The 737-nt window shown below is 41.7% G+C and carries 1 pseudogene; it reads right to left on the minus strand.

Going from position 1 to position 737, the window contains the following annotated elements:
- A pseudogene (locus HT687_RS11470) lies at positions 1-737 on the minus strand (ISNCY family transposase); the annotation flags it as partial.

The raw sequence follows: 737 nt of genomic DNA on the forward strand, positions 1-737 counted from the left end.
ACGGATGGGTTTGTGGAGGGATATACTTGCGTCTTTCTTTTTTTGTTCTGGTTCTGATTCAAAGTTTTTCGAATAGAGTTCATGAACTAGTAGCTCCTTTGTGTGACAGATCTTGTCAGCGATATTGAGGTAGATGTCACCGTCAACTTCTTTTATAACGAATGCTTTCGTCTTTCTGCTGAAGTAGACTTCTTTTCCTTGTTCAACAGGGATATAGCAACGATTTTGGAATCGGATATGGTGTCTACGATCCACGACTCTCTCCGCCAGTCTAGCTAGAATGAGATTTCGTTCAGAGGGCTTAGGAGCCACCTCGAAGACAGAGAGTTTTGTCTTGTTTCCAAACTGTTCATTAAAGGTTTGAATGTAGGAAAGAAGGAAAGTATTGGCTTCTTCCAAGGTATGAATATTGTTTCGTTCCAGTTCAATAGGCAGGCGAGATTGTAGTGCCTGATTGAGTCTTTCGACTCTCCCTTTAGCTTGAGGGATAGCGGTTGTCTCAAGGAGAATCCCCAGTTGGTGACAGGCGTATCCAAACTGTGTATGGGTATCGTCCTCCATTTTCTTAGAGTTGGAGGCTTGATAGGTAAAGACCGTTCTCTTATCTGTTTTAATTTGAAGGGGAATGCCGTGATTGGCTAATATTTGTTCAAGGACATGATAGTAAGCATTCAAGTTCTCTTTTTTATCAAAATAAGCCCCTAGGATATTGCCGGAAGCATCATCAATGGCTAAGT

It is taken from the genome of Streptococcus sp. 1449 (assembly GCF_013276805.1).
GTDB lineage: Bacteria > Bacillota > Bacilli > Lactobacillales > Streptococcaceae > Streptococcus > Streptococcus pseudopneumoniae.